This is a genomic window from uncultured Roseobacter sp. (assembly GCF_947491795.1).
GTDB lineage: Bacteria > Pseudomonadota > Alphaproteobacteria > Rhodobacterales > Rhodobacteraceae > Roseobacter.
The window spans coordinates 427294-448853 of sequence record NZ_CANLKW010000003.1; the positions used below are offsets into that span (position 1 = coordinate 427294).

The following is a 21560-nucleotide window of genomic DNA, read 5'->3' on the forward strand; positions in this document are numbered from 1 at the left end:
GACGACCAAAAACAAATGGGAGAAACCAATGTTTAACAAACTGAAACTGACAGCGGCAGGCGCCAGCCTTGCGATGCTGATGGCACCTGCGGCAATGGCCGAAGAGTTCATCACCATCGGGACAGGCGGCGTTACCGGCGTTTACTATCCGACAGGTGGCGCGATCTGCCGTCTGGTGAACAAAGGCCGCAAGGAGCACGGCATCCGCTGTTCTGTGGAATCCACAGGTGGTTCGGTCTACAACATCAACACAATCCGCGCAGGCGAGCTTGAGTTCGGCGTTGCCCAGTCTGACTGGCAGTACCATGCCTACAACGGCACCTCCCGTTTCGAAGAACAGGGTGCATTTGAAGACCTGCGCGCTGTGTTCTCTGTACACCCGGAGCCCTTTACGGTTGTGGCGCGCGCAGATGCGGGGGTGAAAACCCTCTCTGACATCAAAGGCAAGCGTGTGAACATCGGCAACCCCGGTTCCGGTGCGCGCGGCACCACAGAGGTTGTTCTGGAAGCAATGGGCTGGTCCACCGATGATCTGGCACTTGCGGCAGAGTTGAAAGCGGCAGAGCAGTCAGCCGCGCTTTGCGACAACCAGATCGACGTGATGATCTATACCGTCGGCCACCCGTCGGGCTCTATCCAGGAAGCGACAACCGCCTGCGATTCCGTACTGGTCGAAGTGTCCGGTGCCGAAATCGACAAGCTGATCAGCGAAAACTCCTACTACCGGACGGCTAAAATCCCCGGTGGAATGTATCGCGGGTCGGACGCGGATGTCAGCACATTTGGTGTAGGCGCAACCTTTGTGACCTCAGCCGGTGTGTCAGAAGATGCGGTTTATGCTGTTGTTGCTGCGGTGTTTGACAACTTTGACGATTTCAAAAAGCTGCACCCGGCGTTCGCCAACCTCGAAGCTGAGGAAATGGCAACAGCAGGTCTGTCTGCGCCGCTGCACCCCGGTGCTGCGAAATACTACAAAGAAAAAGGCTGGATTGAATAATCAACCGGCTTTCTGATGATGTCAGGGGGCGGTTCGCCGCCCCCTGCGCACCCGCACCAGCGGGACATATTTAAAAATGTAAAAGCCGTATAAGCGGTATTTCAGGGAGACAGTAACATGGCCGAACAGACCGGTGGCGGACGCGCGCTTTCCGACGAAGAACTGGCAGATCTCGTTGCATCCTCGGACGCAGGGGGACGGAACCCCGTCGGTGCCGTGGGCACTTTTCTCGCCATTACCGCAATCATATGGTCATTGTTCCAGGTGATCCTTGCGTCACCGCTGGCCAACCAGCTGCTGCCAGGATCGGTCATTAACAACTCCCGCCAGATCCACCTGGCCTTTTCAGTTTTCCTGGCTTTCATGGCCTACCCGATGTTCAAATCCAGCCCGCGGCACTACATCCCGCTGCAGGACTGGGGGCTTGCCATAGCGGGTGCCGGTATCGCGATGTACGGGTACATCTTTTACGACAAGATCGTGAATTCAGGCGGTCTGGCCGATGACGTCGACAAGTGGTTTGCGCTGGCCGGTCTGATCATCCTGTTCGAAGGCGCGCGCCGCGCTCTTGGGCCGGCGATGGCGATCATCGCCACGATTTTCCTGCTCTATGTCTTCTTTGGATCGTCGCAGGCGGTTCCGGACGTTATCCGCTGGAAAGGCGCGAGCCTGCAAAAGGCGATGAGCCATATGTGGATCACCTCCGAAGGCGTTTTCGGCATCGCTCTGGGTGTTTCGACAAAGTTCGTCTTTCTCTTCGTGCTCTTCGGCGCCCTGCTCGATAAGGCGGGAGCGGGCAACTATTTCATCAAAATGGCGTTTGGCGCGCTCGGTCACCTCAAGGGTGGCCCGGCCAAGGCGGCGGTTGTGGGCTCTGCTGCAACCGGTCTGATCTCCGGCTCTTCAATCGCCAACGTGGTGACAACCGGTACCTTCACAATTCCGCTGATGAAACGCGTAGGCTTTTCGTCCGAAAAGGGCGGCGCCGTTGAAGTGGCGTCCTCTGTGAATGGCCAGATCATGCCACCGGTCATGGGGGCTGCTGCCTTTCTGATGGTGGAATATGTCGGCATCTCGTACGTCGAGGTCATCACCCACGCCTTCCTGCCCGCAACGATCTCATACATCGCGCTGGTCTACATCGTCCACCTTGAGGCGGTGAAGAACAACATGCCGACGCTGGGCAACCGAGTCGTTTCGATGGGCAAAACCATTGGTGGCATGGCAGCCTTCTTTGTGGGCTTTGCCGGCCTGTGCTATGGCGTTCAGTACCCGGTCGGCTGGATCGTGGCGGCCACGGCGAATTCCGGGCTTGTCCTGTCCGTACTGATCTTTGTGGCCTATGCGCTGCTGCTCTGGATGGCATCCTCTGTGCCCGATCTGGAACCGGACGATCCGAACGCAGAAGAAGTCGAACTGCCTGTAGTCGGCGAAATCTACAAATCCGGTCTCTACTATCTGCTGCCGATCATCGTGCTGGTGTACTTCCTGATGATCGAACAGAAATCACCCGGCCTGTCTGCTTTCTGGGCAACGATGCTGCTCTTTGTCATTCTGCTGACCCAGAGACCGCTCAAAGCCATTTTCCGGGGTGAGGGCAGCGTTCTGATGGAACGCTTCCGCGACGGGGTGGCGGACCTGCTGCAGGGTCTCATTGACGGCGCGCGCAATATGATCGGTATCGGTCTGGCGACAGCGACCGCCGGTGTGATCGTGGGTACCGTGACACTGACCGGTGTGGGCCAGGTTATGGCAGACCTTGTTGAGTTTCTTTCGGGCGGCAACCTGATCCTGATGCTCATCATGGTCGGGATTCTCAGCCTGATCCTTGGCATGGGTCTGCCGACGACGGCAAACTACATCGTGGTGTCATCGCTCATGGCGGGTGTCGTTGTTGAACTGGGCGCACAGTCCGGCCTGATTGTGCCGCTGATCGCGGTGCACCTCTTTGTGTTCTACTTCGGTATTATGGCGGATGTGACACCGCCCGTGGGTCTGGCGAGCTTTGCCGCCGCTGCGGTGTCCGGCGGTGATGCGATCAAGACCGGCTTTGTGGCCTTCTTCTACAGCCTGCGCACAATTGCGCTGCCGTTTGTGTTCATCTTTAATACTGATCTGCTGCTGATCGACGTCACCTGGGCGCAGGGCATACTTGTCTTTATCTCTGCGACGATTGCCATCCTGGTCTTTACAGCCGGTACAATGGGCTACTTCCTGACACGCAGCCGCATCTATGAAAGCATCGCGCTGATCCTTGTGTCGTTCATGCTCTTCCGTCCTGACTTCTTCATGGACCGTCTGCAGCCTCCGTTCGAGGACATCGCGCCGGCAGCCTTTGCGGAAAAGGTGGAAGCTGCGACGCCTGGCAAAGAATTCCGTGTGGTTGTGAACGGCCCGGATTTCGATACAGGCGAGCCGCTGGAAACCACGCTGCTGGTTGTCGTGGGCGATGAGGCCGAAGGCAGCCGCATGGACGCACTTGGGCTTCTGACAGTGCCCGACGGCGATGTGGTCACACTGGAAGAGCCGCTCTTTGGCACGCCCTATGCCGACACATTCCAGGGCTATGACTTCTACGGTGACGACTTTGTGACCATCACGGCTGTCAAAGCCCCGGCGGATCAGCTGCCCAAGGAACTGGTGTTCATTCCGGCCCTGCTGCTGCTGCTCGTGATCGTCATGCTGCAACGCGGACGGGCAGCGCGTGAACCCGAGCCCGTAGCGGCGTAAACGATATGCTGCGGCGCTGCACTGATCCGGTGCGGCGCCGCAGCATTTTTCGCATCTGTCATATTTCTCTCATATAACAGCGGTACAGCGTCAGCGTGATCAGTTGCCGATGTTACCCGCAATTCCCCGGCAGGCAGTGCACCCCCACAGTGCGCTGCCTGTTCATTTCATGTTGCAAGGCAGGGCTGAGCCGGGGACAGAAGCAGACACCCGGGGCCCGCACGCAAAATACCGCGTCGCAACCCTTCGCAGACAGGACCGGAGAGAACCGAGACGATGACAACTTATGCACTGAATGGCCTGGGACGGATTGGCAAACTCGCGCTGCGTCCAATGCTGGAGGCAGGCATGGATATTGCCTGGGCGAACGATGCGACAGGGGATGCAGCCATGCATGCGCATCTGCTTGAGTTCGATACAGTGCATGGTCGCTGGCCAGCTGAATTCAGCGCCACATCAGGGGCCATTACCATCGATGGAACGCATCTGCCGGTTTTCGGCCACAGCCGACCGGAAGACCTGCCGTTGGACGGCGTCGACGTCGTCGTGGACTGCACGGGCGCTTTCAAAACCGAAGCTGCGCTCGCCCCCTATTTTCAGGCTGGTGTGAAAAAAGTCGTTGTCTCTGCGCCGGTCAAGAATGGCCCGACTGCAAACATTGTCTACGGCGTGAACCATGATGTCTACGATCCTGACCAGCACTGCATCGTTACGGCTGCCAGCTGCACCACAAACTGCATCGCGCCTGTGGTCAAAGTCGTGCATGAAAACCTGAAAATCAGGCACGGATCAATCACAACGATTCACGACGTTACCAACACGCAGACAATCGTTGACCGGCCTGCAAAAGACCTGCGCCGTGCGCGGTCCGCCCTGAACTCCCTGATCCCGACGACGACGGGAAGTGCGACGGCGATCACCCTGATTTATCCTGAACTCAGGGGGCGTCTGAACGGCCATGCCGTGCGGGTGCCTTTGCTGAATGCGTCGCTGACGGACTGTGTTTTCGAGCTGGAGCAGGAAACCACAGCAGAGGAGGTCAACGCGCTGTTCCGCGATGCTGCAAACGGCCCCCTCAAAGGTATCCTGGGCTACGAGGAACGTCCCCTTGTCAGTGCGGATTACACGAACGACCCCCGGTCCGGCATTGTGGATGCGCCCTCGACCATGGTGGTCAACGGCACGCAGCTGAAAGTCTATGTCTGGTATGACAATGAGTTCGGCTATGCACACCGGCTGGTCGATGTCGCGCGAATGGTGGGCGACAGCCTCTGATGGCACGCGACGCCGGAACACAGGACGGGCTGGCGGCTTATATTGCTGTCACTGTTGCGTACTGGGCCTTTATGCTGACCGATGGCGCGCTGCGGATGCTTGTTCTGCTGCACTTCCATACGCTGGGCTTTTCACCCGTTCAGCTTGCCTATCTGTTTGTGCTCTACGAGGTTGCCGGTATCGTCACCAATCTCAGCGCCGGCTGGATCGCGGCCCGGTTTGGCCTGACAAGTACGCTCTACGCCGGGCTGGGCATTCAGATCCTTGCCCTAGTGTCGCTGACCCTTTTGGATCCGTCCTGGAGCGTCGGCGCCTCGGTCGTTTTTGTGATGGCCGTGCAGGGGGCGTCCGGCGTGGCCAAGGACCTGTCAAAAATGAGTGCCAAGTCTGCCGTGAAGCTGCTGGCGCCGCCGGAAAACGGCGGTCTGTTCCGGTGGGTGGCGCTTCTGACCGGGTCGAAAAATGCCGTCAAAGGTTTGGGGTTCCTGCTGGGTGCTGTGCTTCTGGGAATTGCAGGCCTCAAGGCCGCCGTTCTGGGTATGGCTCTTGTGCTGACACTTGTGTTTGTCGCTCTGGTGGTGCGGATGCCATCTGGCCTGCCCACAGGACGAAAAGATGCAAAATTCAGGGATGTTTTTTCCAGCAATCCGAACATCAACTGGCTCAGCTTTGCGCGCGTGTTTCTTTTTGGCGCGCGCGATGTGTGGTTCGTCGTCGGCATTCCGATCTATTTCTACGCCGTTTTGTCGGATGGCACCGAAGCTGGCAACCGCGCCGCGTTCTTTATGATCGGGAGCTTTATGGCGCTTTGGATCATCCTGTACGGCGCGGTTCAGGCCAACGCGCCAAAAGTTCTTCGCGCCGCGACGCGGCCCGGCGCGGAACTTGTGGCGGCTGCTCGCAACTGGAGCGCAGCGCTGGTGGCGATCCCGGCGCTGCTGGCTGTACTTGTCTGGGCAGCGAACACCCCTGCGCTGTGGCTGACCGCAACACTGGTTGCAGGGTTACTGGTCTTTGGCGCAGTATTTGCTGTGAACTCTGCGCTGCATTCCTATCTGATCCTCGCCTTCAGCACAGGCGAGCGTGTCACGATGGATGTGGGGTTTTACTATATGGCAAACGCCGCAGGCAGACTGCTCGGAACAGTGTCGTCCGGTGCCAGCTACCAGATCGGCGGTTTGCCTGCCTGTCTGGCCACAGCGGCAGCTATGCTGGTCCTCAGCACATTCGGCGCATCAAGACTGCGTGCCTAGCCCGTGCTGGTTGCCAGAATTCTGCTGATTTCTTTCAGGGAACGACCTGATTGATCGGCCCAGGTGTTGAATGCCGCCTGCACGGCCATCATCGACTTTTTTGACGATGGTGCCTTGTCGATGACCCCTTCTGCCACAAGGCGGCCAACAACATCACGCGACAGGATGTACCCGTCCACACCCATGAAGCGCAGGAAGTACTGACCCGTTGCCCCACCCAGCCGGGAACCGTCCGATTTGAGGCGCAACAGCAGGCTGGCGAACTCTGGTGCCGGCCAATCCGCGATGAAACGCCCAAAACCGCCGTGCTCTTTTCTGATATCAAGAATAAACGCCGCATTTTCCTGAACTGCACGAATCTTGGGCCCGTGCCGGACAATGGATTTGTCTGTCACCAGCGCGTCAAACCATACGTCATCCATGAAAGCGCAGGGACCTGGATCAAACCCCCGGAAAGCAGTTTCAAAACCGGGCCACATGCTGTCCACGACTTTCCAGTTAAAACCTGCCTGAAAGATTGATCTGGTCATCTGCGCCAGCCACCGGTCATCCGGGATCTGAGATATCTCGCCCGCGGTCAGAGAAGGTTCAAACCCTTCAAATAATGCTGTTTCGCCACCTTTGCGCTCACTGCTGATGGCCAGAATATCGTTCAGGGTCCGCATGGATCGCTCCTCAGGTGTCAGAAAACGTCAGGATGCCACAAAACCACAGGATACTGCCATAACCTGACAGCAGGTCGCAGGGCTTGCACCCTCCGGGCACCTGCACGACAGTACATCCATGATCCCGCGCATCCTCTCTGCCCTGATACTTCTGTGCTCTTGCCTGACACTCACAGTAACGACCGTGCGGGCCGAACAGATTACCGTTTTTGCGGCGGCCAGTCTGAAAAACGCGCTCGAGGAAATTGCTGCGGCCTACGAAAGCCAGAGCGGTCATAGTGTCCTTTTTTCTTTTGCGGGCTCGTCTGTGCTGGCCAGACAGATCGGGCTGGGGGCACCTGCGGATGTGTTTGTTTCCGCCAATTCTGACTGGATGGCATACCTGGACACCAAAGGCGCGACGGCAACGGGCACCCGCTTTGACCTCACGGGTAACCGGCTCGTTCTGATTGCTTCCCCTCCGGTCGGACAGAAAAGCGTGGCAATGACGGCCAAGAGCCTTTCGAGCATTATTGGTGCGGACCGGCTCGCCATGGCGCTGGTCAATGCGGTTCCCGCGGGTGTTTACGGCAAAGCCGCGCTGCAAAAGCTGGGCGTCTGGCAGGAGCTTGAGGCAAAGGTTGTTCAGACAGACAATGTGCGGTCCGCGCTTGCACTGGTGGCTACAGGCGCTGTGCCCTTCGGGATTGTCTACGCCACGGATGCCCTGGCGGAGCCCCGCGTCAGCCTTGTCGGTCACTTTCCGGATGGCAGCCATCCTCCGATCATTTACCCGGTGGCCGCAGTAACAAACCGGGACAGCGAAACCGTGCGCGCATTTCTTGACTATCTGCGCGGCCCGCAGGCAGATAAAGTCCTGACGCGGCTCGGTTTTGCCGCGCTGGCGGAGTAGGCATCCCATGGAGTGGCTGAGTGCAGACGAATGGCAGGCCGTTGCGCTGTCGCTGCGTGTCGCCTTCTGGGCCACTCTGTTGAGCCTGCCCCCTGGCCTTTGGATCGCTTTTGTCCTGGCCCGGCGCGAATTTCCGGGCAAGCAGCTGGTCAACGGGCTCGTATTGCTGCCACTGATCCTGCCCCCGGTTGTCACAGGATACCTGCTGTTGCTGGGCTTTGGGCCTCAGGGCCCGCTGGGCCGTTTACTGGATGTGTTTGGCATCACCGTCGCCTTTCACTGGACCGGTGCCGCACTGGCTGCAGCCATCATGGCCTTTCCGCTGATGGTACGCGCAATGCGCTTGTCCATCGAAGCCGTTGATCGGAAGCTCGAAGACGCAGCGGGCACGCTGGGCGCATCGCGCCTGTGGGTTTTTGTGACAATCACTCTGCCCCTGATCCTGCCGGGCATTCTGGCCGGTGCAATTCTGGCCTTTGCCAAAGCCATGGGGGAATTCGGCGCAACCATTACCTTTGTCTCCAACATCCCCGGGCAGACGCAGACGATCCCGTCGGCAATTTATGCATTTCTCCAGGTGCCCGGCGGCGAGAATGCCGCACTGCGTCTGGTCATGGTGTCTGTCGCCATTGCGATGGCAGCGCTGCTTTTGTCGGAAGTGTTGTCCCGGCGCATCGCACGCCGCATCGGAGGTAAGTGATGCTCAGCGTCCGGGTGACCCAGACTTTCTGCGAATTTACCTTGGATGCCGCATTTGAGGCACCGCGGGGCATCACTGTCCTTTATGGGCGCTCTGGCACCGGGAAAACCAGCATCATCAATGCGGTTGCAGGCCTGCTGAACACCGCATCGGGGCGCGTCACTATTGGTGACCGGGTTCTTTTTGACACCGAACAGGGTATCTGGGTCCCGCCGCACAAACGCAGGGTCGGGTACATTTTCCAGGAAGGGCGATTGTTCCCACATCTGACTGTCCGGCAAAACCTGCTCTATGGACGCAGATTTGCGCCGCGCACTGCCGCACCGGAAAGCCCCGACCGCGTCATCGAAATGCTGGGTATTCATCACCTGCTGGATCGACGGCCCGCATTGCTGTCCGGCGGGGAAAAACAACGTGTGGCCATTGGCCGGGCGCTGCTTGCCAGCCCGGAGATCATCCTCGCAGATGAGCCACTCGCAGCACTGGATGACGCCCGGAAATCGGACATCCTGCCCTATTTCGAGCGGATCCGTGACGAGGTGTCAGTGCCGGTGCTCTACGTAAGTCACTCCGCCAGCGAAGTGACCAGACTGGCCACAACCGTCATAGCACTTGAGAGCGGCCGCGTTACCGGACAGGGACCAGCGCTGCAGATCCTGAGCGATCCGGCGGTGATGCCACTCGGCGTGCGGTCTGCGGGTGCTATGCTGAACGCGACACTGGTGCGCCATCACGACGATGGGATCAGCGAGCTGTCAGCCGGCGGGTTGCCTTTGCTGCTGCCGCGTGTCGATCACCCGCCCGGGCGCGCACTGCGCATAAGGATTGAGGCGCAGGATGTGATGCTGGCCACGCGCCCACCCACGGGCATATCCGCCCTGAATGTCCTGCCGGCGACCCTGACTGATCTGCGACAGGGCGACGGGCCGGGTGTGCTGGCGCGTCTTGATGCCGGCGGAAACACGCTCCTTGCGAGGATCACGAGGCGCTCCTGCGATGCGCTGGACCTGCGCCCCGGCATGCAGGTTTATGCCGTGATCAAAGCAGTATCTGTGCCCCGCGATGCGGTAGGCGACGGGCACGGATCAGACGGGCGGTGACCGGTCCTGCTGCATAAGCCCGGCAAGCAGCGGGTTGGGAAACCGCCGCGCGACCGTCACACCATAGAATGTCTCTGTCAGCTCCGGCAAAACGGCAAGTTCCGCCAGAGTTCCGGCGGCAATTTCGTCGCGGACTACAATGGGGGGCAGAACGGCCAGGCCCGCACCATCGCGCACCAGCAGGCGCATCATGGCCATGTCATCCACCTCTGCCGCAATCTGCGGACGCAGGCCCAGCCGCTCTGTCAGGGCATCGAACCCGGCCCGGACACCGCTGGCACGCGTTGGCAGGATCAGTGGCGCGTGCAACAGCAAATCCGTCAACGGCATTTTCATGCTGACAGTATCCGGAGGACCAATGAGGCTGACATTCTGGCGGTCCAGCTGCTGCACCTGAAAAGGCGTCAGCGCATCTGCGGGCGGCGGCTGATTGGTCAGAACCAGATCAAGGTGCAGCGCTGCCAGCGCCGTACTCAGCTCCGCCATACTTCCTGACCTGAGGACAACCTCAACATCCGGACGCCCCAGCACCGGCTTCAGAAACGCCAGCTGAAAGTTGCGCGACAGTGTTGAGATTGCGCCGATGCGGCAAACCTGCCGCGCGGCACCGGTCTGTTGCAGCGTCGCGACCATTTCGCGCCCCGTCGCAAAGATTGCGTTGGCATGATCCAGGGCGATGCGCCCGGCCTCGGTCAGCAAAAGCGCGCGCCCGCGCCGCTCAAACAGGTCCTGACCCAGGCGTTCCTCTAACTGCCGGATCTGCATAGAGACCGCCGATTGAGACACGTTCAGGATTGATGCAGCCCGGGTGAGGTTTCCCTCTTCGGCGACAGCCTGAAAGTATCGCAGATGGTGATAGTTGAATTCCATATGTTCTTAAAAACAGAACATTTTAATACATACAATATATTTTTCTTATTTATCGGCAAAAGCTAACTCCCGTGCAACACACCTTTGCGCCGGAGTTCGCCATGTCCGTTTACCTGATCCCACTGATTGCACCTGCCCTGCTGGCCATTGTTGCGATTGCTGCACGCACGACCCCTGGATACCCGACCGACCGTCTGGCACGCGCCAGTGAATGGGCCGCACTGGCAGCTGTAACTTCCTCCGCTGCAGGGCTAGTCGCACTGCTGATCAAAGGTCCCGGCTCGGCAGGTCTGATCGCGGCTGGTTTGTCGGTGCGTATCGATGCGCTGACGGTCACCATGTCCCTGCTGGTCTCCTTTGTGGGCTGGGTGGTTTTGCGTTACAGCGGCACCTATCTGCGCGGGGAAAAAGATCAGAACAGGTTCACCGGTCTGATCTGCGCGACGGTTGCCAGTGTTCTGCTTTTCGTTCAGTCGGGTGGCCTGACTGTCCTGGTTGTTACCTGGATCGCTACAAGCCTGTTTCTGCACCAGCTGTTGATTTTCTGCAAAGACCGCACAGCCGCAACACGGGCTGCATTTAAGAAGTCAGTGACCGCGCGGCTCAGCGATGCGGCGCTTATCGCGGCCACCGCACTTTTGGCCGGTTACTACGGCACTGCCGATATCGCCGGTATTCTTTCTAAGGCCCAGGCGGGATCTGGCGCACCTGAGCTTTATGCAGTGGCTGCCTTGCTGGCCATCGCGGCCGTCCTGAAATCCGCACAGTTTCCATTTCACGGATGGCTGACGGAGGTCATGGAAACTCCGACGCCCGTTTCTGCTCTGCTCCACGCAGGCGTCATCAATGCCGGTGGTTTCCTGCTGATCCGCTTTGCGGACGTTATGCTGCTGGCACCGGCAATACTGGCTTTTCTGGTTCTGATCGGTGGCTTTACAGCGCTGCTTGCCGGGCTGGTCATGCTGACACAACCCGCGATCAAAACCTCACTGGCGTGGTCAACGATCGCACAGATGGGGTTTATGGTCCTGCAATGTGGCCTGGCGCTCTTTCCCATTGCCCTCCTGCACATCGTGGCACACTCACTTTATAAGGCGCATGCATTCCTCTCCTCCGGTACGGCGGTTGACGCCGTGACAGCCGCTCGCAAACCCGGCCCAGTCGCAATCCCCGGTCCGCGTGCTGTGCTGCTTGCTTTCACCGTAGCGCTGACCATCTATGGCACCCTCGCAATTCTCTTCGGTTTTTCTGGCAAATCACCACAGGCACTTGCGCTTGGCGCCATCCTGATCTTTGGGGTCGCGTATCTTCTGGCCCAGGGTTTTGCTGACCGCGCACCGGTCCAGCTGACACGACGCACAACCCTTTATGCGCTTGGGGCATCGCTGAGTTACTTTGCGCTGCAGGCAGCCGCGGACGCCATCTATGCGGGGACACTGCCCCTGGCCCCCGTCCCGGGCGCGCTGGAATGGATGCTGATTGCGCTGGCGCTGATCAGTTTTGGTACCGTCGCCGTCGCACAAAGCATGTTTGCACATTGGGCAAACATCCCTGCAATCGCTGGCCTGCGCGTCCACATCGCCAACGGATTTTACGCCAATGCACTGACGGACAGACTGTTGAAAACACGCAGCCTGACAAAACTTTCATGATGACGCTTACAGAGGACGCCCCCATGGCCCTGGACAACACTTCGCAATCACTGCACGCTGAAACCCTTGTGAAAATCGCTGAGGACGCCGGACGGCAGATCCCCCCGGTCTGGCCGCTTTCCTCCTCTGTCGCGGTCAACCCTTATCTCGGTCAGAGCACTCAGTCTCTCGCCGCGACAGGACAGATGCTGTCCCGGATAAGCACCGCCAGGGTCACGATGCCGCGGTCCTGGTATCAGCAACAGATCATGGACGGACAGATTACCGACACAGATCTCGCTGGCGCGCTGGCGGCCTGCTCCCATGGCATCAAACCCGAGACAACCGAAGTGCTCAAACTGGCGGCCAAAGGATCGGAGAAGACGCGCGCGCCACTGCCGACCGTTGCAGATCTCGCCGCAGAGCAAACCGGCTTTGACTGGCCCGGCTTTGTCGCAGAGCGCACAGGTGCCTGGGCTGGCGGATATTTTGATGCAGGTCAGGCCATGTGGCACGCACCAAAAGACACAGGCACCTGGGCCGCTTGGCGCGCCTGGGCCACAGCCGATCTGAGCCCTCAGATCATGGGGCTGACGACATTCCGCGCGCATGTCCGCGCGACACCACTCGCGGCTCAGGACGCAATCGCGCAGGCCTGTGCGATCCTCGGCCTGAGCGAAACGGCATGTGCAAGTTACTTCCATCAGCTGTTGCTCGGTCTCGGTGGGTGGAGCCAGGTCGCAAGGTATGAACTTTGGAAAGCTGAACTGGCAGGTACGACGGACACCACTCTGACAGATATGCTGGCCATAGCCCTGACGTGGGAAGCTGCGCTTTTCAAAGCTTTTAAAGCAAAGCTGGAGAATACCTGGTTCGCCGTGCAGCTGACCCATGCCGAGCCTGCCCAGATCACGGAGGCGTTTGTCATTGACGAGATTTTGCAGGAAGCAGGGGAACGGGCGCATCAGCGGCAGATTGCCGGAAAATTTTCACCCCGGACCGCTGCAAAGACCGGACGCATGGCGCTTCAGGCGGCGTTCTGTATCGACGTCCGGTCAGAGGTCTTCCGCAGAGCGTTGGAAAACACCGATACCGGGATACAAACCCTCGGATTTGCGGGGTTCTTTGGCCTCGCGGTGAAGCACAATGCGTGCGGCTCAGACGTTGACGAGCTGCGGCTGCCCGTATTGCTTAATCCAGGCCTCAGCTCTGCCGAAACCGGGACGGATGCTGATGCTGCGCGCGCAGATAACCAGTCACGCTGGCTGGCCCGGGCCGAGCGCGCCTGGGGTCGGTTCCGCCAGGCTGCGGTGTCCTGTTTTGCCTGCGTTGAAGCAACCGGACCCTATTATGCCGCGCGGCTCGTGTCCGACGGGCTGGGCCAAAGCGCCAGGACCGCGCCCGGAATGCAGAGCGCCTGCCCGCAGCCTGACATGGACACCGGCGCACAGATCAGCGCCGCCGCTGCAATCCTGCAGGCGATGTCGCTCACCGACGGCTTTGCCCCTGTTGTGCTTTTGTGCGGCCATGGCGCAGAAACCAGCAACAACCCGCACGCCAGCGGACTGCAATGCGGTGCCTGCGGTGGATACTCCGGCGAAGTCAACGCAAGGTTGCTGGCGGGCATCCTGAACCGGGCCGACGTGCGCGCGGGTCTGGTTTCGCATGGAATATCCATCCCGCAGGATACGGTTTTTGTGGCGGGGCTGCATAACACAACGACCGATGATGTGGCTGTGTACTGGCAGGACATCGATCTGTCGGTATATGCGCCGGACAAGGCGCAGACAGAGGCCTGGCTGAAGCTTGCCTCACAGAGCGCTCGGTCCGAGCGGATGCCAGCGCTGCCGGGTGCCGGCAGTCACAGCGACATTCACACCCGCGCACAAAACTGGGCGGAAACGCGCCCCGAATGGGGACTTGCCGGTTGTCGCGCGTTCGTTGCCGCACCGCGGAGCCAGACCGGCGCGGACAGCTTCGACGGACAGGTGTTTTTGCATGAATACGACCACCACAAGGATGCCGGTGCCGGATACGGTGTACTGGAACTGATCCTGACCGCCCCGGTCGTGGTCGCCAGCTGGATCAGTCTGCAATACTATGGCTCATCGGTGTCTCCTGACGTTTTCGGGTCTGGAAACAAGCTGCTGCACAACGTGACCGGTGGCATCGGCGTCGTTGAAGGCAACGGGGGCATGCTCAGAACCGGCCTGCCGCTTCAATCCGTTCACGATGGCGAAACGCTCCGGCACGAGCCGCTGCGGTTGTCGGTCTACGTGGCAGCACCCCAGGAGGCCGTGACCGCAATACTTGAGAAACATCCGCAAGTCCGGGCATTGTTTGACAACCGCTGGCTGCATCTGTTTGTCCTCTCGGACGATGGTCAGGTCACGGACCGTTATTCAGGGGATCTGACCTGGACAAAGGAACACGTTGGCTGATCCGGGCGGGTTTAAACCGTTGGCAGTCTTTGCTTTTCGACGCTACTGCGCCAGCAGCTCCTGGGATGTTTCAGATTTGAGGAGCTGCCAGATGCGCGCTTTATGCCGCACTACAGCTGTTTCGTGCAGGCATCTGAGGCGAACGTCTTTAAGCGCCCTGCGCAACCGGTGAAATTTGCGCCGCCGTGATCCTGCCATTCCCAAACAGGAGGATCATTTATCCTGGCCGTCTCATCTCACATTGATTTCAGACGATGGCCCGGATTTGTCTACGCCCCCGTCGCGGCGGGAGGCACCCCGGTCAATATACTGCTTTTGGTTATCGTGGCAGTCCGGCGCATGGCTGCCGATCTGTTGTGAGATATTCAGGACGTATCATCGCGGACTTGCAGGCTGAATCTCGTGGTCCCCAGGCCGGTTAATTTTTTGCAAATGTCGTTCAGGAACGTTTGCGTTTAACGTCATGCGGAGGATGAGAACTCCGCAACCCTTGTCTGCCATTGCGCTTGCGCTGCGGATCAAAAAACCACAAGGCGGGTGCCTCGCTCATCACCTCACAATTGCTTCGGCCTCAATCTCCACACGGTAATCGCCGATCAGCCGGGACACCTCCAGCAAAGTATTGGCAGGTTTCACATCACCGAAAACACGCCCATGCGCTTGAGAAACCGCGAGAACATCCTCAGCATCACTCAGATAGACCCGTGTCCGGATAACATCCTCGGTACTGGCCCCCAGAGCGCTGAGCGCCGCACCGATTTTGTCCAGAATGAAGGTGGTCTGGGCCCCCGCATCGCCACCTGCAACAACCCGGTCCGAACCGGCCGTTGCCGTTGTGCCCGAAACCAGTATCCGGTCTCCGATCCGGCGTGCTCGGCAGTAGCCCGCGATATCCTCCCATTCGCTTCCTGTCAGCACCCTTGTCTCACCGGGCCGGTCGGGCACCTCTTCGACGGTCATTGCACGCGGCATTTCATCCAGGTGATGGCTCAGATCACCTGATGCCGTCAGGAACGGCGGTTTGCGGTATTCGTCACCACAATCACCCGGCAATGGCCGTGACCGGCCAAAGGCGTCGTTCAGTGCGGCATGATCTTCTGCATCCAGCTCAAAGCTGAACAGCCGCCGGTTGTCAGCGGAATGCTGCGCCTCGCCCAGCCTTGCGCCGATAATGACACCGGCAACGGCAGGGTTTTCCAGAACCCAGCGCGTGGCGACGTTTGGTATGGAAACACCGTGCTTTTTCGCTATTCCGGCCACCACTTCAAGCAGGGACTGAAAGACATCCCAGCCACCGGCGGTGTCGATAAAGCGTTTGTATTTCATTTTGCTCCAGTCGCCGATGTCTTCGGGCTCGGCACGGCCCAGCCAGCGTTCGGACAGAAAGCCACCCGCAAGCGTTCCATACCCCAGAAGACGGACACCACTGGCAGCGCACAGTTCTGCAAGCGGACCAGCCGCGCGCCTGTCAATCAGGGAAAACGGCACCTGATTGCTGACCAGCGGAATGCCATCCGACAACGCCAGTCTGAGATGTGCGGCATCAAAATTTGTCACACCGATTTCGCCGATCAGCCCCTCGTCGCGCAGCTTTGCCATCTCGTGGAGCGCATCAAGCCAGGCGGGGTGTTCAAAACTCCACCAGTGAAACTGCAGCAGATCCACACGGTCTGTCCCAAGTCTGTCCAGCCGCTCCCGGACCCCGGCCCGCACGACCTGCGGTGTCATCGCGCCAGGCACAGGGCACCATTTGGTGCAAACCACAGGGCGCGTCCCGGTATCACGGCGCAAAAGCGCGCCGGTTATGAGCTCTGAGGTGCCATAGTGATCGGCCATATCAAAGGTCCCGAACCCGTCCCGCACATAGTCTTCCAGATATCCCGCACCTGTTTCCGGATCGATCAAATCACCGTCTTTTTCGATGTCCGCGACCTGCCACAGGCCTACCAAAACGCGGGATATGGAGAGTCTGTCGGTCAGCGGATACTGCGGGAGCGGCGTCATAAGTTCTCCGGTCTGAGGGCATTAAGTGATTTCTGATTGATCACGCACCCGTTGTCCATGACCCGCCGTGCAGCTCAGAGACAGTAGCGGTTGACAGCCCGCTCTGTTAGCCGCAGCCTGATGAAAAGACCGGATATTGTCCTGCGAACGGCAGACCGGCGCTTTGGGGGTAAAAGATGACAACCGGCCCGGATGATAACGGCTTCTGGCTTTACGACCTGCGTGTGGAAACCGTGATCGGAGACCGAACACCCGTTTGCCGGCACGTTGAGGGCGAGAGTTTCCGGGTTGAAGGCGAGTTGCTGATTTTTGATCAGGGACAAAAAGTCTCTATGTACGCGCTCGCAGCGCTGTTGCCTTTGCTGCCGGCGAAACAGCGTCCGACTGCGCCCGCCGACTGGATGTCCACAGACGCGGAGATCGACTGCCCCGATCCGCACTGCGGTGGCCGGTTTCGTATCCTGCGGGGGGAGAAACGCTGGTTCTCGCATGCCGAGACCACCGGACTGCCCGAGGCGCGGGACACACCCTATTGGCTGAAAGAACAGGAGAGCCCGAGTGGCTGAGACAGCAACACTGCGGCCCGGGCATGACATTTCCCGGGTGATCAAAGGCGGCTGGCAACTGGCAGGAGATCACGGCGAGGTGGACCGCGAGAGTGCCATCCGCGACATGGAAGCTTTTCTCGATGCCGGCATCACCACTTTCGACTGCGCGGACATTTATGTCGGTGTAGAGGAAATGATCGGAGAATTCATAGCGGATGTCCGCCAGCGGCGGGGGGCGTCTGTTGCCGACAGGATCTGCGTGCACACCAAGCTCGTGCCCGACCTGACCCTTCTGGAACATATCCGGCCAGCCGATGTTGAAGCCATTATCGACCGCTCCCTGAAACGGCTGCAGGTCGAAAGGCTGGATCTGGTGCAATTCTACTGGTGGGACCTGAAGATGGGCGCACCGCTTGAAGGGCTGAGCGTGCTGAAAGACCTGCAGGCAGCGGGCAAAATCGGAAACCTTGGTATCAACAACTGGGATCGTGGCCAGATTGCGCCCTTTGTCGAGGCTGGTTTTGATATTGCCGCAGCCCAGGTGCAGTATTCGGTGCTCGACCGCAGACCAGCGGGCAGCCTGTCAGACTGGGCAACAGATCAGAACATTCAACTGGTGTGCTATGGCACTCTGGCGGGCGGATTTCTGACAGAAAACTGGCTGGGCAGACCGGACCCGGGCTTTCTGTTTGAAAACCGAAGCCTGGTTAAGTACCGGCTGATCATTGACGAATTCGGCCCCTGGGACGTCTTTCAGGAATTGCTGCGTGCGCTGAAAACTGTCGGCGACCGGCATGGTGTGTCGCTGAGTTCAGTTGCCACCCGCTGGGTCCTTGACCAGCCTCAGGTCGCGGCAGGAATTGTCGGCGCACGCTACGCCCGCCACCTGCCCCGTACACTGGAAGTCTTTGATCTCAGTCTCGACGAAACGGATCGGGCGACGCTGGATGCCGTGCTGACCCAGGCGCCGGGACCACAGGGCGATGTCTTTGCGCTGGAAGCCGACCGGACCAGCCGGCACGGTCGCATTATGAAATACAACCTGAACACAAAACCCGTTGATAATGTGCTGGGTGCAGATGGCTGAGACAATCCTCAGCCTGCGCGGGATAACCCGTGATTTCGGACCGTTCCGCGCCGTGGATGACATCACTGTGGGCATCGAAAAGGGCAGCATTACCGGCTTGATCGGACCGAACGGCGCCGGGAAGACAACGCTTTTCAACGTGTTGTGCGGCACACTTGCGCCCACATCCGGCACAGTCATGCTCAAAGGCAGCGACGTGACCGCTATGCCGTCGGACAGGCTGTTTGCGGCTGGTCTGGGACGGACATTCCAGATACCCCGCCCGTTTGCAAAAATGTCTGTGCTCGAAAATGTCATGCTCGCGCCGCTTGCCCAGACAGGTGAAAAGCTTGCCGGTCCGTTCCTGCGCGCGCGAGACATGCGCCGCGAAGAAGATGCAATCCGCGCCAGAGCGATGGAGGTCCTGGAGTTTGTCACCCTAGATCATCTGACCGATCAGGCCGCAGGGCAGATCTCCGGTGGTCAGATGAAACTGCTGGAACTGGCAAGAGTACTGATGGGGGATCCTGATCTGATCCTGCTGGACGAACCCGCCGCGGGCGTGAACCCCACGCTGACCCGCGTGCTGATCAGTAAGATCGAGGAACTGAACCGCGCCGGCAAAACCTTTGTGATTATCGAGCATGACATGGACTTTGTCATGCAGCACTGTGCGCCGGTGATCGCGATGGCCGAAGGACGCATGGTGTTTCACGGCAGCCCCGAAGAGGCACAGAACGACCCGTTGTTGCTCGAAGCTTATCTGGGGGCTGCGGCAATTGACTGATCCCGTCCTGAAGGCCCATGGAATAGTGGCGGGCTACGTGCCCGAACTCCCGATCCTGCAAGACGTTTCACTTGCGGCGGAACGCGGAAAAGTAACCGTTGTTATCGGACCTAATGGCGCAGGAAAATCCACTCTGATCAAAGCCATAGCAGGGCTGGTTCCGGTCAGCGCCGGTCAGGTGCATCTGAGTGGCCAGGACATCACCAATCCGCGCCCGGACACCATGGGCGCGCGCGGTGTGGCCTATGTTCCGCAGACCGACAACATCTTTCGTTCGCTGACAATCCGGCAAAACCTTGATCTGGTTCTGCGACGCGCCGGACAGGACCGTGCGCGACGGCTGGATGAGCTTTTTGCCCGGTTTCCCCCGCTGGCAGCAAAACAAAAGGAAAAAGCCGGTGCGCTCTCTGGCGGGCAACGGCAGTTTCTGGCAGTTGCCATGGCGCTGGCGATTGAGCCGTCCGTGATCCTGATGGATGAACCATCTGCCGGTCTTGCCCCCAGGGCCGCAGAAGAGGTCCTGCAACAGGCCCGCGCCCTTACGGACAGCGGTGTTACGATCGTGCTGGTGGAGCAGAACGTCCGCCAGGCGCTGCGTATTGCCGATCACTGCTACATTCTGGCGGATGGCCGTAACCAGGTGGACGGGCCTGCCGCCGATCTGATGAATGACCCGGTGGTGGGCCAGATTTATCTGGGCGGCAAGCGGATGGCCGCAACATGATCCAGCATTTTGCAGACGGCATTCTGGTAGGATCGATCCTGTCTCTGGGCGCAATCGGGCTGACCATGGCCATGCACATGCTGCGGTTTGCGAACTTCTCGCATGCCGAGCTTCTCTCTATCGGTGCCTATTGTGCGCTGGTTTTCGACGGCATTTTTGCGGGCATTCACAATGGTCTTGCCGCAGCGGTCGGACCGCTCAGCCTGACCTGGTCACTGTCCCTGTCGATCATCGTGGCGATGGGCGTGACCGGGCTTTCAGCTGTTGCGATTGACCGGCTGGTGTTCCGACGCGTGCGCGCAAAGGGGGGCGAATTGTCGATGGTTTTTGCCTCTTTCGGTGTCGCCATGATCGTTCGGAACATTCTGGGGCTGATCTTCGGCCTCCAGGCGCAACTCTACACAAATGATATTATCTTCGCGGTGATGATCAGCAGTGATCCGCTTTTGCTGATCAAGCCTGATCAGGTGTTCTCGCTTGTTGCGGCCCTGGTGATCATGGTGATCCTGCATCTGGTGCTGTCGCGCACGACCTTCGGCTACAGCCTGCGTGCGGTCGCAGAAAACCCGACACTCGCGCAGGTATCCGGCATCAGCCTGAACAGAATGATCACTCTGATCTGGCTGATCGGCGGCGGCCTGGCTGCGGCAGCCGGTATCTTTTACGGGCTGACCAACCAGATCAACCCTGTGCTGGGCCGCGATCTGGTGCTGCCCATATTCGCGGCAACCATTGTTGGCGGCATCGGCAGTATCTATGGCGCAGTTCTTGGCGGGTTTCTGGTTGGCATTGCGTCAAATGTCGCGCTTCTGATCCTGCCTTCGGGGTACAGCCCCGCCGTACCGTTTCTGATCATCCTCGCCGTTCTTCTGGTACGCCCGACCGGGCTATTCGGAGAGGAGCGCACGTGATCGGCGTCATTTCATATCTGGTGTTCTTCACAACGGTCGCCGCGATCCTGGCCATTGCCGTGCTTGGCCTCAATCTCCAGTGGGGAAATACCGGGCTCTTTAACGGTGGAGTTGTCGCCTTTTTCGGCGCAGGTGCTTACGGCACCCTGATCCTTGGCGGCACGCCCCAGGACGCGCATCTGGGCGGATACCAGCTCTTTTACCCGCTGGCGCTGCTGGGCGGAATGATGGCTGCCGGACTGATGGCTTGGGTGGTGGGTGTACTGACACTGCGGCTGCGGCATGACTATCTGGCGATTGCCACCTTCGGCGTCGCCGTAGCCTTTGAAAACCTCCTGCGCAACGCTAGCGGGTTTGCCGGCGGCGCACAGGGGCTACGCGGGTTCCAACGCCCGTTGCTGGCCTGGCTGGGGGACGGTTTTACCTACAACCTGCTCTTTCTGGCCTTTGTTCTGATCTTGCTGGTACTGGTCTATCTTTTCCTGCAACGTCTGATCCGGTCGCCGTTTGGCCGACTACTGCGCGCGATCCGCGAGGACGAAACTGCGGCAAAATCGCTGGGCAAGAACCCGGCGCGCATCCGTCTGATCTCATTTATAACAGGATCAGTCATCATGGGCCTGAGTGGTGGACTCTATGGCACCTTTTACGCTTTTATCAGTCCACAGGATGTGCTGCCGATCCTCACATTCCAGATCTGGGCAATGCTGATCGTTGGCGGGGCGGGAAATAACCGTGGCGCTGTTGCAGGTGCCTTTCTGATCTGGGGGGCCTGGACGGCCAGTGGCTGGGCCCTGTCGCGATTTGCGCCGCTGGAGATGCAACTCTACACCGGTTCGGTCCAGTTTGTTCTGATCGGTTTTGTCATTGTGGGCATGCTCATGTGGCGCCCGCAGGGGCTTTTTGCGGAAAGACTGGTTGTCTCGCAAACGGGACGTGCCAGACAATAATTACAACGGGAGAAAA

At 59.3% G+C, this 21560-nt stretch carries 18 protein-coding genes; 15 read left to right on the forward strand and 3 right to left on the reverse strand.

What is annotated here, in order from left to right; translation table 11 throughout:
* Window positions 1-28 precede the first annotated feature (28 nt).
* From Q1A34_RS13935 to arsJ, 4 genes are all read left to right on the forward strand, one after another.
* Window positions 29-997 (forward strand): TAXI family TRAP transporter solute-binding subunit, encoded by a 969-nt coding sequence (locus tag Q1A34_RS13935; RefSeq protein ID WP_300035169.1) that lies wholly within the window; start codon window positions 29-31, stop codon window positions 995-997.
* A 117-nt stretch (window positions 998-1114) separates the two neighbouring features.
* Complete coding sequence (locus Q1A34_RS13940) at window positions 1115-3727, forward strand: TRAP transporter permease (protein WP_300035172.1); 2613 nt, start codon at window positions 1115-1117, stop codon at window positions 3725-3727.
* A 276-nt stretch (window positions 3728-4003) separates the two neighbouring features.
* Entirely contained in the window at window positions 4004-5002 is a 999-nt protein-coding gene (locus Q1A34_RS13945; RefSeq protein ID WP_300035174.1) for an ArsJ-associated glyceraldehyde-3-phosphate dehydrogenase, read from the forward strand.
* Window positions 5002-6255, forward strand: a complete 1254-nt coding sequence (arsJ, locus tag Q1A34_RS13950) for an organoarsenical effux MFS transporter ArsJ (protein WP_300035177.1) — start codon at window positions 5002-5004, stop codon at window positions 6253-6255. The genes Q1A34_RS13945 and arsJ overlap by 1 nt, the downstream gene beginning before the upstream one ends.
* Here the strand turns inward: arsJ and Q1A34_RS13955 are convergent.
* On the reverse strand, window positions 6252-6920 hold the full coding sequence (locus Q1A34_RS13955) for a DNA-3-methyladenine glycosylase I (protein ID WP_300035180.1): 669 nt from the start codon (window positions 6918-6920) through the stop codon (window positions 6252-6254). The genes arsJ and Q1A34_RS13955 overlap by 4 nt on opposite strands.
* A 118-nt stretch (window positions 6921-7038) precedes the next feature.
* On the opposite strand from Q1A34_RS13955, the gene modA reads away from it, so the two are divergent.
* The 3 genes from modA to modC are packed head-to-tail and all read left to right on the forward strand — an operon-like array spanning window position 7039 to window position 9612.
* Window positions 7039-7812: a molybdate ABC transporter substrate-binding protein gene (gene modA / locus Q1A34_RS13960; RefSeq protein ID WP_300035183.1), complete on the forward strand. Its 774-nt coding sequence runs from the start codon at window positions 7039-7041 to the stop codon at window positions 7810-7812.
* Window positions 7813-7819: 7 nt separating this feature from the next.
* Window positions 7820-8512 carry a molybdate ABC transporter permease subunit gene (modB, locus tag Q1A34_RS13965; RefSeq protein ID WP_300035186.1) on the forward strand — a complete coding sequence of 231 codons (693 nt, stop codon included), beginning with the start codon at window positions 7820-7822 and terminating at the stop codon, window positions 8510-8512.
* Window positions 8512-9612: a molybdenum ABC transporter ATP-binding protein gene (gene modC, locus Q1A34_RS13970; protein ID WP_300035189.1), complete on the forward strand. Its 1101-nt coding sequence runs from the start codon at window positions 8512-8514 to the stop codon at window positions 9610-9612. Before modB ends, modC begins: the two co-directional genes overlap by 1 nt.
* Here the strand turns inward: modC and Q1A34_RS13975 are convergent.
* The gene (locus Q1A34_RS13975; protein WP_300035192.1) at window positions 9598-10482 is read right to left on the reverse strand and encodes a LysR family transcriptional regulator; all 885 of its coding nucleotides are present in this window, start codon (window positions 10480-10482) and stop codon (window positions 9598-9600) included. The two genes, modC and Q1A34_RS13975, sit on opposite strands and share 15 nt — an antisense overlap.
* Before the next feature lie 101 nt (window positions 10483-10583).
* On the opposite strand from Q1A34_RS13975, the gene Q1A34_RS13980 reads away from it, so the two are divergent.
* Window positions 10584-12134, forward strand: coding sequence for a proton-conducting transporter membrane subunit (locus Q1A34_RS13980; protein WP_300035196.1), 1551 nt, complete (start codon window positions 10584-10586; stop codon window positions 12132-12134).
* Window positions 12135-12157: 23 nt separating this feature from the next.
* Complete coding sequence (locus tag Q1A34_RS13985; protein WP_300036684.1) at window positions 12158-14554, forward strand: YbcC family protein; 2397 nt, start codon at window positions 12158-12160, stop codon at window positions 14552-14554.
* A gap of 549 nt (window positions 14555-15103) precedes the next feature.
* Here Q1A34_RS13985 and Q1A34_RS13990 read toward each other — a convergent pair.
* A complete protein-coding gene (locus Q1A34_RS13990; protein WP_300035199.1) occupies window positions 15104-16558 on the reverse strand; it encodes an aldo/keto reductase in 1455 nt (484 codons plus the stop codon).
* 176 nt (window positions 16559-16734) lie between these two features.
* Between Q1A34_RS13990 and Q1A34_RS13995 the strand changes: the two genes are divergently transcribed.
* The 6 genes from Q1A34_RS13995 to Q1A34_RS14020 are packed head-to-tail and all read left to right on the forward strand — an operon-like array spanning window position 16735 to window position 21544.
* Window positions 16735-17124 (forward strand): TIGR04076 family protein, encoded by a 390-nt coding sequence (locus tag Q1A34_RS13995; protein WP_300035202.1) that lies wholly within the window; start codon window positions 16735-16737, stop codon window positions 17122-17124.
* A complete protein-coding gene (locus Q1A34_RS14000; protein ID WP_300035205.1) occupies window positions 17117-18193 on the forward strand; it encodes an aldo/keto reductase in 1077 nt (358 codons plus the stop codon). The genes Q1A34_RS13995 and Q1A34_RS14000 overlap by 8 nt, the downstream gene beginning before the upstream one ends.
* A 4-nt stretch (window positions 18194-18197) precedes the next feature.
* The gene (locus tag Q1A34_RS14005) at window positions 18198-18959 is read left to right on the forward strand and encodes an ABC transporter ATP-binding protein (protein WP_300036687.1); all 762 of its coding nucleotides are present in this window, start codon (window positions 18198-18200) and stop codon (window positions 18957-18959) included.
* Window positions 18952-19683: an ABC transporter ATP-binding protein gene (locus tag Q1A34_RS14010; protein WP_300035208.1), complete on the forward strand. Its 732-nt coding sequence runs from the start codon at window positions 18952-18954 to the stop codon at window positions 19681-19683. Before Q1A34_RS14005 ends, Q1A34_RS14010 begins: the two co-directional genes overlap by 8 nt.
* Window positions 19680-20594 carry a branched-chain amino acid ABC transporter permease gene (locus Q1A34_RS14015; protein WP_300035211.1) on the forward strand — a complete coding sequence of 305 codons (915 nt, stop codon included), beginning with the start codon at window positions 19680-19682 and terminating at the stop codon, window positions 20592-20594. The genes Q1A34_RS14010 and Q1A34_RS14015 overlap by 4 nt, the downstream gene beginning before the upstream one ends.
* Window positions 20591-21544, forward strand: coding sequence for a branched-chain amino acid ABC transporter permease (locus Q1A34_RS14020; protein WP_300035214.1), 954 nt, complete (start codon window positions 20591-20593; stop codon window positions 21542-21544). The genes Q1A34_RS14015 and Q1A34_RS14020 overlap by 4 nt, the downstream gene beginning before the upstream one ends.
* Window positions 21545-21560 lie beyond the last annotated feature (16 nt).

Coding starts and splice junctions, on each gene's coding strand:
- Q1A34_RS13935 (WP_300035169.1), top strand. CDS start 29: ATGTTTAACAAACTGAAACTGACAGCGGCAGGCGCCAGCCTTGCGATG.
- Q1A34_RS13940 (WP_300035172.1), top strand. CDS start 1,115: ATGGCCGAACAGACCGGTGGCGGACGCGCGCTTTCCGACGAAGAACTG.
- arsJ (WP_300035177.1), top strand. CDS start 5,002: ATGGCACGCGACGCCGGAACACAGGACGGGCTGGCGGCTTATATTGCT.
- Q1A34_RS13990 (WP_300035199.1), bottom strand. CDS start 16,558: ATGACGCCGCTCCCGCAGTATCCGCTGACCGACAGACTCTCCATATCC.
- Q1A34_RS13975 (WP_300035192.1), bottom strand. CDS start 10,482: ATGGAATTCAACTATCACCATCTGCGATACTTTCAGGCTGTCGCCGAA.
- Q1A34_RS14015 (WP_300035211.1), top strand. CDS start 19,680: ATGATCCAGCATTTTGCAGACGGCATTCTGGTAGGATCGATCCTGTCT.
- modC (WP_300035189.1), top strand. CDS start 8,512: ATGCTCAGCGTCCGGGTGACCCAGACTTTCTGCGAATTTACCTTGGAT.
- modA (WP_300035183.1), top strand. CDS start 7,039: ATGATCCCGCGCATCCTCTCTGCCCTGATACTTCTGTGCTCTTGCCTG.
- Q1A34_RS13980 (WP_300035196.1), top strand. CDS start 10,584: ATGTCCGTTTACCTGATCCCACTGATTGCACCTGCCCTGCTGGCCATT.
- Q1A34_RS13955 (WP_300035180.1), bottom strand. CDS start 6,920: ATGCGGACCCTGAACGATATTCTGGCCATCAGCAGTGAGCGCAAAGGT.
- Q1A34_RS13995 (WP_300035202.1), top strand. CDS start 16,735: ATGACAACCGGCCCGGATGATAACGGCTTCTGGCTTTACGACCTGCGT.
- Q1A34_RS13945 (WP_300035174.1), top strand. CDS start 4,004: ATGACAACTTATGCACTGAATGGCCTGGGACGGATTGGCAAACTCGCG.
- Q1A34_RS13985 (WP_300036684.1), top strand. CDS start 12,158: ATGGCCCTGGACAACACTTCGCAATCACTGCACGCTGAAACCCTTGTG.
- modB (WP_300035186.1), top strand. CDS start 7,820: ATGGAGTGGCTGAGTGCAGACGAATGGCAGGCCGTTGCGCTGTCGCTG.